Below are 1,014 nucleotides of genomic sequence, written 5' to 3' on the forward strand. Positions count from 1 at the left end.
GTTGTGCGGTTGGTTGGGAAGATTATGTTGTGCGGTTGGTTGGGAAGATTATATGAATTTCGAAGTTGCAGAAGAATCTTTAAACCAATCGCTGTTTGGTGTAATTGTCCAATACCAAGGTGAAGTAGTGGGAATGGGCAGAGTAATTGGCGACGGGAGAATCTATTTTTACATTCAGGCTTTAAAAATGAATACTTACCACACACTGAAGAACTAAAACAACGGCTATTATTTGTGCTAAATCAAGAAGGGAAGCCAATCGGGACAATAACTGGTTGCTGGAACCATACTAGAGAGAGACGAGACTCATCGATTCATTGGTTTGCAGTAAAGAGGGAATATCAGGGGCTTGGAATTGGGAAAGCTTTAGTGGCTGAATGTATACGAGTTCTAAAAAATCTTGAAGGTGATGCTGATGTTTATTTACATACTTGGAGCTACAAGGMGATTGCACTGTATTTGAAAACTGGGTTTAATATTGAAGTAAGTGAGACATTTTCTCTTTATCAAAATGATTATGAACAGGCGCTTCCAATATTACAGAATCTGTTGAACAACAAGCTACGCTAACGGGTAAGTACGACAAGTTCTGCTATAAGCACCAAACAGTGCGAAAAACAGGAGATTACACGAGTAATCTTAACTTTACAACCAAGGATGGGAATGACGGAACCACGTATCCCGAAACCATCCCGCCAATACTCCTGCGCGCGTCATGTTTAACAGAAGATGAGGTGTGAAGTACAGGTAGATTCGGCAGAACGAAGGCTASAGCCAYTCAMAAGARAAGGTATGCCAACGGATATGWCGSRTGGCTGAAAAACTGAATATGGTGAGAATGCTCGCACAGAAGCGAACTGACGAACTTCCGAATGTACAAGTCTAAAGTTAGAGCATGCGGAAACACATGTACCATCAAACGATGGGGTGAGTGGCGTAAAGTAAGACTTTACCCTATGAAATACGCTATGCCTAACAAGGGTGGCATCAATCTCACAGGCTTAGAGGAAGCAC

General features: G+C 41.8%; 1 protein-coding gene and 1 pseudogene. Both read left to right on the forward strand.

Annotated elements, in window-relative coordinates; translation table 11 throughout:
• Positions 1 to 217 (forward strand): annotated as a pseudogene (locus AC1DLM_RS35410) (hypothetical protein); the annotation flags it as partial.
• Between the two features lie 17 nt (positions 218 to 234).
• Positions 235 to 570: a GNAT family N-acetyltransferase gene (locus tag AC1DLM_RS35415; RefSeq protein WP_477572627.1), complete on the forward strand. Its 336-nt coding sequence runs from the start codon at positions 235 to 237 to the stop codon at positions 568 to 570.
• The last annotated feature ends 444 nt before the right edge of the window (positions 571 to 1,014 follow it).

The sequence above is a fragment of the Paenibacillus sp. 01T442 genome, from assembly GCF_056398345.1.